A 9704-nucleotide genomic window follows, 5' to 3' on the forward strand; every position below is an offset into this window, starting at 1 on the left:
GTCATCTGAGCCTGCAGCAACTCAAGGTCATGTCGGCGATCGAACAATGTCGCACCGCGGCCCTCGGCGGGCATGTCGAAGCCTGCGAGGACTGCGGCGAGCGGCGCATCGCCTACAATTCCTGCCGCAACCGGCATTGTTCCAAGTGCCAGGGCGCGGCCGCGCGTACATGGCTCGCCGAGCGCGAAGCCGATCTGCTCCCGGTCGGATACTTCCACATCGTCTTCACGCTGCCGGCCGAAGTCGCCGAGATCGCGTTCCATAACAAGGCGCTGATCTATGATCTGCTGTTCAAGGCGGCATCGGAGACGATGCTGACGATCGCGGCCGATAGCAGGCACCTCGGCGCCAGGATCGGCATCACCGCCGTCCTCCACACCTGGGGCTCGGCAATGACGCATCATCCGCATGTCCACATGATCGTACCAGGCGGCGGCATCGCGCCAGACGGAAGCCGGTGCATATCGTCGCGTCCGGCTTTTCTCCTTCCAGTGCGCGTGCTCGGGAACCAGCGCCTGGGGCTTGCCCAGCGCTATCGGTTGAGCCGATGTGGTGGACCTGAAGGATCGATGCCACATGCTGTTGGAGCCGGGCTGCTTCGCCGGCCGCACGAATGGGCCAGCTTGCATTATGGGTGCCAAGCGAACGGCGATCGGTGGGGGCAAACTCCAGCTCCTCATGAATTGCGAACACGTCTGCGAACGTCCGCTTCATTCAATTCCTGCCAAAAAGCGGACCGACTGCAAACCATCGAACTGAGACATTCGCGACGCCGAATACCTTGACTATGCCGAGCCGTGGCGGCGTTTGAGAGCGCCGCCGACCGCATCGCGGACATGTCGCGGCCGGACCCGCAGATCATCCTTCGGCGCGCTGCCTTGATGCTCAGGAACGTCGCTGGCGTGCCACTGGAGGCGGCGACGGAAGACGCGCTGAAGTACATAGCCGCCGAGATGAAGATTGGTCCGTCGGATCTCATTGAGATCGTTCTGCGGGAGTGGCTGGAAACCAAGGCCTATCTGCCGGTGCTGATGATCGATGAGGAAAGCGAGACGGACGGGAGCGCGTAGGCTGGGCTTTCCCGGCCGTCGGCCTGTTAGGTTGTCGGGGTCCCAGCGGAAACCCAACCGCCCCCTGGCAGGCGCTTTTTTCAGGCAACCTCGAAGTGGCGCCGGCCATTGCGCAGTCAACGCGAAGGCGGACTCAGTGCGCCCGCCTTCGACGTTGTTAGCCACCCATCTTCTTTGCCATCGCGCAGAAATCTGCATGCGACTTGTTGAGCGTGGTATCGCCGCAGTCTTTCAACACGGCCTTCTGTTCATCGGGTTTCAGGGACATCCATGCGGTCTTGAAATCCGCTTCTGTCCTCAAGGTTTTCATGCCGGCATCGGTGAAGAACGGCGACATCTTTGCCGGGTCGTCCAGCGCGGATGTACTGCCAGCAAGAGCCGAACCAGTCATCATCGCAAGCGCCATCGCGCCCATTGTGAGCATCTTGATGTTCATTGTTTCCTCCGTAGTTAGGTCATTTAGCGTGACCTGCGGGGAAAACGTCACCTGCTAAACTCGGTTCCCAGCGCCCTACTTCAATTTCGACGTGATCTCCTCGATCCTCATCTTGTCGCCAGTCCCCTTCGCCATGGCCAGCGCTTCGGCCTTGTCCTTGGTGGTCAGCACGGTGCGCCAATGCGGCTTGTCGAAGACGCTGGACGGTGTAGGTGGTGGCGGGCTTGTCGGCCATCTCGACCCCTGGTGCGGAAAGCCCGCGCCACTTGCGGGAGGCGCGGGCCGATCGAGAGCCGGTGAAAGATCGCGATCTTCAGCAGGCGATGGGGTGTGCATCGTCTGCCACAGCACAAATAGTTAGAGATCGCTAATGTTCCGTCAAGCCGGTTTGGCCGGTGTTGGCTGCACCGGTCTTGTCCCGATCTCGATGTCAATGACCAGCAGCTTTTCCAGCCTTAACTGCCTCTGCCTTTAACTGCACCGGCCTTGGCGTCCTCGAGATGCATCATCAGTATTTGGAGCTTCCCAACGAGTTCGGGGCGACCGTTCGCTCGACGAACTTCATCGCAGGTGCGCAAGGCAGGTATTCGCCTCGGAGATGGTCCGTTGCATCACGCTCAGCGTTTGCAAGCATTCCTGGGCTAAATCCATCCTGAGATTTAGCCGTCTGAACGTCTTTGGTCTTCCCTTCGTTCCAAACGGTAACCCGGCGCGCAACCGATGAACCCTGCGCTTGACCTACGATCAACGCCCGCTTCCCGCTGACGAAGCTGACCTTGAACGGTATCGTAGGATTGCCAATCAGACACTCTCGGATTTTGGTGCGAGGATGAAATCGAAAACGGGCTCAGGCTGGCCAGGCGCAGGCTCCTGCAAAACAGCGGGGGAAGTTGTGGCCGCTTCGGCGTGTTCTGCGAGCGCGGCAGCTGGCATCCCGAGTGCGGCTTCAAAAGGCGGGCTCGGCGCGCTCACCACCTGACGAAGAAGCGCCGCAGCTCTTACCGCATGGCGCGCGGCAGCGACCCGCTTGCCCTCGCGGATCTTGACCCCAGCCGCAGCCAACAGGATCAGCCCCTTGAAGAATAGGCGATACTGAGTGCTTTGTTTCGCCGCGTGCCAAAGAGGCTCCCAAGCCTCGTGAGCTTCCCAGTAGTAGCCGTGGTTGAAAAGGTCGATTCCCCAACGAAATACATCTGAGCCCAGAGCTTCCTCAACCGCGACGGTCACCGGGTCGCTTTGGTAACTGTGGCCCAAGGGATCGCGCACCGGATGAGGATGTTTGCCAGGCAGGTACGCATAGGTAGGAAAACTGTTTTCGGGCAGCAAGCGTGGTCGTGACATAGTTCCAGCAAACATGAAAGCACGCCCATGGCAATCATCCTGGCGGATGGGGCCGGATCGGCGTCCGCCTCTCACAGCCGTCGTCATGGGTAATGACGTAAATCAACCTGCTTCCAAGCAGCGAAATCCTGCCGGTCAATCTGGCATGAGTGCCGTAACCCGCTCCACGATCGCCGCGACAGCTTCTTGTGGCGACTTGCGCCCAAGCACCGCGAGTTGCACCTCCTCAAGGAAAGTCGCCTGCGCACGCACGGCTTCGGGAAAGGCCGGGAATGCCGGACGCGCCTTGGCCAGCGTGGCGGCTTCTACCTTTGCGAGCGGCTGGGATGCCGAGAATTCGGCATCCGCATAGGTGGATACGCGAACCGGTCCATTACCGTTTCGCGCCGCCCCAAGCGTGACCGCCTTGCTGGAGACCGCTTTGATGAAGCTCCAGGAAAGCTCCTTGTCGGTGGAATTGGCGGGGACCGCCATCGCCCATGATTCCACGACCGCCGCCATTTCCGCGCCGCCCGACAGCGCTTTGGAGCCAGGGAAGGCCATGGCTTTGATCTTGCCGGGGAAGGTGGACTGCTCGGGATTGTTGAGCTGGGCAAAGCGCGCGAAGGGCAGCACCCCAAAAGCAGCGCGGCCCTGCTGCAGCCAGGTCACCATGTCGTCGTTACGGGTGTGTCAGTACTTCCCGTTCGGGACACATTCCTTTCTGCCAATTATGCGACTTTCGAAGCACAAAACGCGAACATGTAGTGGCGGCCTATGTATTTTCCGACGTAAACAGCACTGGCTCACTTCGGCTATCGGCCGGCTTGTGAATGACCGGAAGGGGGCCGGAAGATGACCGACTGGTTTTAGGTAAAGGGTGCGAAGAAGCGGACATTCCGCTACGATGCCACCTCGGCGTGTTCCCTACGGTCAATCGGCCGGAAAGCGGATGCTCAGGTGCATTACTAAGGCGGCCCCCGGCTTTTGGCGTACTCGCGACGTTTTGCCGGGCAGGATTGTGCTACGAGAACATATTCGGTCCAATCTCGCCACCAATTTCAATTATCGCATCTGCGGGGATGTTGTTCCTTCGTGCCGCAGCCCGAATAGCCTCCGGGTTAGGCGCCTCGTAAAGGCAATAGCTCTTTTTCTTGTCGGCGCTGAGGAACGAGAAAATCCACTGCACGCCTTCCTGGTCATTGATCAAATTGACATTCTCAATGCCCTCCTTTGTGAGGTTGAGCTGTTCCGCGAACTCCCTTTCGATGACGTAGCGTGGCATGAGCATGCTCCTTCTCAACCGTGGTGATGCAGCGAGGCATGAGAGCCTACCTAGTGAAGCGTTGTCTCCAGCCTCTTCTGCAAACGGACCATACCCAGTTCAGCCGCGGTCACCGAGGCTTGCTCCGAAAGTGACATTGCCCTCTCAATCGCTTTCTTGCTACCCCTTTTCATAAGCAAGTTCGCATATTCAGCCTGGGAATGCGCCAGCCAAGGTCGTGATTCGCTGGCTGCGTTCATATCCATCGCATGCTCAAAGTGCTCGGCGGCCTTCCCAAAATCGCCCAGCGATACCGACAACATTCCCAGATAGCGACTTGCCGCTCCAAAGCAGACAGTTGCGACTCCTGCCGTGATCGTCATATCCTTGTAGGCGAGCATAAGGTTGTAGATTGTCCGTGCCGCCTTCGTGTCGCCCAGACTAACAGCAACCTCAGCCACGAATGAGAGCGATGCGCTTCGCTTTCCATCCGGCGGCATTGCGAAATTGGCACGCGCTAGTTCACTCAACCTGCGTTGCGCTGCGTCCCGATATCCCAAATCGGCCGCAACCAGCGCAAACCCTGGCAACCATGTGGTCTCATCCGGATTTTCATCGATAAGATTCTTCATCACCGGAGCCACCTCTGACAGGCGATTCTGTTCGCGTCGGATCGTGAACATCTGCATGCCATAGACGCCTTCGACTTCCGCGCCATGCGTCTGTCTGCCCAGACCCAACGCTTCTCCAGCCAGCTTCTCGGCGGTGATGAACCGTCCATCGAGGATGGCCATCATCGCCCTCGCGTTCCACGCAAGCCATAGAATGTTGAGCCGTTGGCGCAACGTTCCCAAGTCTTCCAGCCCGGCCACGGCTTGATCGGCGCGCGCGCGGTCGCCAAGCTCAGTCGAGACGTAGACGTCAAGCGCGAGAGCGCGGCCGCGCAGGTCATCGTCGTTGATGCCGGCCGCAAGGCGCTTTATCTCATCTATCCGCGCCATTAGTTGAGTTGCCTCTGCCGCGGACTTCACTGTCCGGGGCGTCAAGAAAGGCAGGACAGACAGTTCAAAAAGCGAAGCTTGGTCGCCTAGTTGCCGAGCCAATTTGACCCCTTCTGCGTGACATTTGGCGCTGTTCTTGCTGTCGCTAAGGTAAAAATATGCACGCGTGAGGCGGCTGAGGAGCTGGCACCGCGACCTCTGATCATCGGGCTCGAGCATACCCATTGCTTCAGTGAGCAGCTGAAGCGATTCGTCGAGCCGCTTCGAAGTCAGGAACTGGGCGCCGTCAAAACCAAGAGCAGAACGAACGAACGCCTTGGTGTCATGGGTCTCGCGAGCCAAGTGCGCGGTCAGCTTGTATTTTGCCACTGAGTCCGACAAGCGGCCTGCGGCACTCAGTGCCTCGCCGAGCCTTAGGGTCGCCTCGAGCACTTCCTTTTGCCGGGCCGGTCCTCCCGGCAGTTGCTCCGCGATGGCGACAGCGTTCTGAAAGTGATCGACCGCCTCATAGTTGGCTGACTGTCCTAGCGCCCGTTCGCCGGCCTTCATCCAGTAAGGCAGCGCGAGCGCACCTTGCTGTGCCTTGACATAATGCTGGGCGATGAGCTCGGGTTGGGTGACGATGAGATCCGGATATGCGTCGATGAGCGCATTAGCGATGGCTTCATGATATTGACGGCGCCTTTTGCTGAGCAGCGATTGGTATGCCGTATCCTGAATGAGCGCATGTCGGAATACCAGCGCGTCTCGTACCACTCCGCCGACGACAACGAGCTGGGTAGACATGAGCTCATTGAGCGCTTCGCCGAGAGTTGGGTCATCGAGACCGGCAACCTTGGAAAGTAGGCCGCGGTCAAATTCCCGGCCTATGACAGAGGCGATTTGCGCCACCTCTTTGGCTGCCGCTGTCAAACGGTCAAGTCGGGCCATGAGAGATCCCTGCAGACTGTCGGGAATCTCAACATTGAGAGACGCCGCCTTTCCGCTTTCCAGAATCGAACGTGTCAATTCTTCCACGAATAGCGGCACACCGTCAGTTCGCTCCACGATCCTGTCGGCAAGCTGATCCGGAACGTCTGCGAGCATCGAGTCGATCAGCTCGCGCATCTGTTGCTTCGTCAGCCGACCAATGGCCAGCGTCGTCACGTGCACTAACCCCGTGGCCCAGGTCGGCGTCCATTCGGGCCGGTGCGTTACGACGACAAGAACGGCCGCGCCATGCATGCGACGGACGACCTCTGTGAGAAATTCATTGGTCGACGGATCGATCCAGTGCGCATCCTCAACAACAAATAAAACGGGTGCCCTCTTTGCCGCGAGCAGCACTCGGTTCGCCAGTGTGCGGACGATCAGTTCTTTGCGCTGTTGGGCGGAGAGATCGAGCGGCGTGAATTCACCCGCTAGGTCCAGCGAGAGCAGCTCGGCATATGTCGAGCCGACTTCTGAGGGATCTTCGCCGTAACGTTGAACAATTGCGCGCAGCTTCTCGGCTCGCATCAGAGGTTCGTCGGCGGCTGAAAGACCTGCCAGCCGGCTCAGGCGCTGAATGATGGGATAGAAGGCCGAGGTGGAGTGATAGGGCGAACATTGCAGTCGTATTAACTCGGGCTGGTTTTCATGCAACCGTTCCTCAAGCGCGTCGACGAGGCGCGATTTCCCCATTCCCGCCTCTCCCGATACAAAGACTGCTTGGCCTTGACCGTTTTTAGCCAATTCCCAGCGATCCAGCAGCATTCCAATTTCACTGCTGCGGCCAACGAATTTTGAGAGCGCACTAGTTTGCGCGGCATCGAAACGGCTTTCCACTTCTCGTTCGCCGTGGACCGCAAACAGGGCAATAGGCAATCGAAAGCCTTTCAATTCCTGCGCGCCGAGACTCTCGATCTCGAAGGATTGCCCCGCGAGCCGCCGCGTGGCGTCTGCCACCACGATCTGGCCAGGCGCAGCAGCAGCTTGCAGGCGAGCCGCGAGATGGGGAGTATCTCCTGCGATTGAAGCCCGCTCATTTGCGCTGCTGCCGGCGATATCGCCGACGACCACGTGCCCCGATGCAATGCCGATCCGCGCCTTCAATTGCTCGCCGCTGGGGGACTGGAAGGCCTCGACTGCAGCGAGGGCCTCGAGGCCTGCACGAATGGCACGCTCGGCATGGTCCTCGTAAGCCATGGGCCATCCAAAATATGCAAGCACGCCGTCCCCTAGATATTTCGCGACGAAGCCTCCAAAGCGCGTGATCGCGCCTGCAACACTGTCCTGATAGCGCCGCGTAAGCTCATGCATGTCTTCGGGGTCGAGTTGGGCAGATAGCGCAGTCGACCCGACCAAGTCACAGAAGAGCACACTAAGCAGCCGCCGGTCTGCAGTCGGTTCCTGAGGGAGGTCGCTGGCCTGAAGTTCCGAACCCGCAGGAGAAGGTGAAGGGACCAGGGACCCGGTGAGATTTGGCTGAGCAAGTCCGGCTACAGCAGCCATGATAATTTTGCGATGCCCCAGTGAGACACCAAGCTCCTGGAGGTCGCGTTCAGTGACATGAGGGAGCGCTCGCAGGTCGACGTCGTTTTGGACGAACGCCTCCAGGTATTTGTCGAGGCCGAGCTGGCTCAGCCAGTCTTCGATCGTCTGCATCGAGCGTTTTGCCCATGTCACCATGCTAAACTAGCGCGAAGTTAGTCGTAGCACCATGCCGCACTAAGGATCAGCTTAGTTACGATGAGGCCTCATTTCACGAATTCCCTTGGACCAAGGGGTAACTTTCGGGCAAAGTAGGCGTTATTCGTAAGCGACGGCTGCCGGTCAACATTGTCAGCTAGGCGGGCCGTGCCGGGAGGCGGCGCGCCTAAAACTATCTGATCGACCTTCGATCCGAACTCGGAACCTCGGTATTGGGATTTCTCGGAGGGTGGAATGAACAGCGGTGCCATTGCCAAATTCGCGCAGGATCTCCGAGGCACGCTGATCGGTCGCGATCATGCCGACTATGATGAAGCTCGCAAACTCTATAATGGCATGATCGACAAGCGGCCTCTTCTAATTGCGCGCTGCACGGACGTCGCCGATGTGATTGCTGCGGTGAACTTCGGCCGCGACAGCCACCTCCCGATAGCAATCCGCGGCGGCGGTCACAACGGACCGGGGTTCGGCGGTGTCGACGACGGCCTCGTGATCGACCTCTCGACGATGAAGGGCGTTCGCGTCGATCCACAGAACCGCACGGTGCGGGTCGGGCCTGGTTGCACGACAGGCGACGTGGATCATGCTACCCACGCCTTTGGCCAGGCAGTGCCGTTCGGCATCATCTCGACCACCGGGGTCGCCGGTCTGACGCTGAGCGGCGGCCACGGCTACCTCAGCCGGCAGTATGGGCTTGCCGTCGACAATCTCATCGAAGCCGACGTGGTGCTGGCCAACGGAAGTTTCATGACGGCCAGCGAAACGGTGAACATGGATCTCTTGTGGGCGCTTCGCGGAGGCGGCGGCAATTTCGGCATCGTGACCAGCTTCCTGTTTCGCACGCACCCGGCGAAAATGCTCTATGGCGGACCGATCGTCTTCGACCTTGGCGATGCCGCCGAGATTATGCGCTGGTATCGCGATTTCCAGGCGAATGCTCCGGAGGATTTCTACATCTTCCTCGGACTGCAATCGGTGCCCGGCGGCGATCCATTCCCGCAGGAGCACTGGAACAAGAAGATGTGCGTCCTCCTTGTCGCGCATAACGGCGAGGGTGGCGAAGCGGCCGTCAATGCCATCCGGGCGGCTCTCCCCAAGCCACTCTTCGACTGGGCGGGCCCGATTCCTTACACGGGGTTGCAGACCTTATTCGATGCGCTCTATCCGGCCGGACAGCAATGGTATTGGAAGGGCGACTTTGTCCGAGCGCTGCCAGATGCCGCCATCGACGCCCATCTCCTGCATGCAAGCAGGGCCGGCCCGGCGTCGTGCATGCATCTTTACCCAATCGACGGGGCGGTGCATCGCCGAGGCAAGGGCGACAGCGCCTGGAACGCTCGTGATGTGACCTGGTCCATGGTGATCGCCGGGATAGATCCCGATCCGGGAATGGCGCCGGTCCTCAAGAAATGGGCCACCGACTACTGGAAAGCTGTGCATCCGTTCGACCTCGGCGGCGCGTATCCCAACTTCATGATGGATGACGAAGGCGAAGAGCGCGTCCAGGCGAGCTTCGGCGACAACTACCCGCGCCTCGCCGCGCTAAAGGGCAAGTTCGACCCTACCAACCTTTTCCACATCAACCAGAACATCCGCCCGGCCACCTAGTGGTCAAATCTAACGCTTGGTACCCGACACGAAAGACAGGATCACAACGTGAACAGGGCTAACTCATAAACGGGGCCAAACGGGGGAGCACGTCACAGCACATCAATCGGACGCAGCTTGGCAACAATCTGTGCCTTTTCCTAACCAGTCTGTCTTCAGGAAATGCGAAAGCTAATCAAAGCTGACTGTGGCTTCCGAAAACATCAATGTCCGCTTTTGGTGAATGGACGGGAGCGTCGCAATGGCCGAAATTGTGAAGGGTTTCGGGTGCCGTCAGGCGTACGAAAGCCTCCCATGCAGGAACCCACGGGCCGCATGCTGTGCGCTATGGGGAT

Annotated in this window: 8 protein-coding genes and 1 pseudogene; 3 read left to right on the forward strand and 6 right to left on the reverse strand. The window is 59.4% G+C overall.

Going from position 1 to position 9704, the window contains the following annotated elements; genetic code table 11:
- Both NKH03_RS33370 and NKH03_RS33375 read left to right on the forward strand, forming a co-directional pair.
- Nucleotides 1-524, forward strand: a pseudogene (locus tag NKH03_RS33370) (IS91 family transposase); the annotation flags it as partial.
- A 273-nt stretch (nucleotides 525-797) separates the two neighbouring features.
- Nucleotides 798-1070, forward strand: coding sequence for a hypothetical protein (locus NKH03_RS33375; RefSeq protein ID WP_502911041.1), 273 nt, complete (start codon nucleotides 798-800; stop codon nucleotides 1068-1070).
- 157 nt (nucleotides 1071-1227) lie between these two features.
- On the opposite strand, the gene NKH03_RS33380 is transcribed toward NKH03_RS33375, so the two are convergent.
- The 6 genes from NKH03_RS33380 to NKH03_RS33405 all read right to left on the reverse strand — a co-directional run bounded on the left by NKH03_RS33380 (nucleotide 1228) and on the right by NKH03_RS33405 (nucleotide 7716).
- A complete protein-coding gene (locus NKH03_RS33380) occupies nucleotides 1228-1506 on the reverse strand; it encodes a hypothetical protein (protein WP_352873951.1) in 279 nt (92 codons plus the stop codon).
- Between the two features lie 75 nt (nucleotides 1507-1581).
- Nucleotides 1582-1842, reverse strand: coding sequence for a hypothetical protein (locus NKH03_RS33385; protein ID WP_352973125.1), 261 nt, complete (start codon nucleotides 1840-1842; stop codon nucleotides 1582-1584).
- Between the two features lie 465 nt (nucleotides 1843-2307).
- The gene (locus NKH03_RS33390) at nucleotides 2308-2862 is read right to left on the reverse strand and encodes a DUF309 domain-containing protein (protein ID WP_352873949.1); all 555 of its coding nucleotides are present in this window, start codon (nucleotides 2860-2862) and stop codon (nucleotides 2308-2310) included.
- Between the two features lie 120 nt (nucleotides 2863-2982).
- Entirely contained in the window at nucleotides 2983-3501 is a 519-nt protein-coding gene (locus NKH03_RS33395; protein ID WP_352873947.1) for a type 2 periplasmic-binding domain-containing protein, read from the reverse strand.
- Between the two features lie 349 nt (nucleotides 3502-3850).
- Nucleotides 3851-4111 carry a DUF4242 domain-containing protein gene (locus tag NKH03_RS33400; RefSeq protein ID WP_352973127.1) on the reverse strand — a complete coding sequence of 87 codons (261 nt, stop codon included), beginning with the start codon at nucleotides 4109-4111 and terminating at the stop codon, nucleotides 3851-3853.
- 50 nt (nucleotides 4112-4161) lie between these two features.
- Nucleotides 4162-7716 carry an AAA family ATPase gene (locus NKH03_RS33405; protein ID WP_352973128.1) on the reverse strand — a complete coding sequence of 1185 codons (3555 nt, stop codon included), beginning with the start codon at nucleotides 7714-7716 and terminating at the stop codon, nucleotides 4162-4164.
- A gap of 279 nt (nucleotides 7717-7995) precedes the next feature.
- Between NKH03_RS33405 and NKH03_RS33410 the strand changes: the two genes are divergently transcribed.
- Nucleotides 7996-9369, forward strand: a complete 1374-nt coding sequence (locus NKH03_RS33410) for an FAD-binding oxidoreductase (protein WP_352973130.1) — start codon at nucleotides 7996-7998, stop codon at nucleotides 9367-9369.
- Nucleotides 9370-9704: the final 335 nt, after the last annotated feature.

Source organism: Mesorhizobium sp. M1406 (genome assembly GCF_040317555.1).
Classification (GTDB): Bacteria; Pseudomonadota; Alphaproteobacteria; order Rhizobiales; family Rhizobiaceae; genus Mesorhizobium.

What these genes read in the sequence shown, in the direction of transcription:
- NKH03_RS33405 (WP_352973128.1), bottom strand. Translation starts at nt 7,716, where the DNA reads ATGCAGACGATCGAAGACTGGCTGAGCCAGCTCGGCCTCGACAAATAC.
- NKH03_RS33410 (WP_352973130.1), top strand. Translation starts at nt 7,996, where the DNA reads ATGAACAGCGGTGCCATTGCCAAATTCGCGCAGGATCTCCGAGGCACG.
- NKH03_RS33395 (WP_352873947.1), bottom strand. Translation starts at nt 3,501, where the DNA reads ATGGTGACCTGGCTGCAGCAGGGCCGCGCTGCTTTTGGGGTGCTGCCC.
- NKH03_RS33390 (WP_352873949.1), bottom strand. Translation starts at nt 2,862, where the DNA reads ATGTTTGCTGGAACTATGTCACGACCACGCTTGCTGCCCGAAAACAGT.
- NKH03_RS33380 (WP_352873951.1), bottom strand. Translation starts at nt 1,506, where the DNA reads ATGAACATCAAGATGCTCACAATGGGCGCGATGGCGCTTGCGATGATG.
- NKH03_RS33385 (WP_352973125.1), bottom strand. Translation starts at nt 1,842, where the DNA reads ATGCACACCCCATCGCCTGCTGAAGATCGCGATCTTTCACCGGCTCTC.
- NKH03_RS33400 (WP_352973127.1), bottom strand. Translation starts at nt 4,111, where the DNA reads ATGCCACGCTACGTCATCGAAAGGGAGTTCGCGGAACAGCTCAACCTC.